1 rRNA gene is annotated in these 200 nt (G+C 55.0%); it reads right to left on the bottom strand.

Features of this window, described 5'->3' with window-relative positions:
- Position 1: 1 nt before the first annotated feature.
- Positions 2-200, bottom strand: a 23S ribosomal RNA gene (locus AC5RUW_RS16660); the annotation flags it as partial.

Here is a 200-nt window from a genome sequence, read left to right as displayed (position 1 = left end):
GTCGGCCTATTAGTACCGGTCAGCTTCACGGGTCTTTAGTCCCCGCTTCCACATCCGGCCTATCAACCCAGTGGTCTGGCTGGGGGCCTCTCACACCTCAAGGGTGTATGGAAATCTCATCTTGAAGCAGGCTTCCCGCTTAGATGCTTTCAGCGGTTATCCCATCCGAACGTAGCTAATCAGCGGTGCACTTGGCAGTA

The organism is Arthrobacter sp. Y3222053 (genome assembly GCF_059092805.1).
This window is presented reverse-complemented; position numbering and strand designations above follow the sequence as displayed.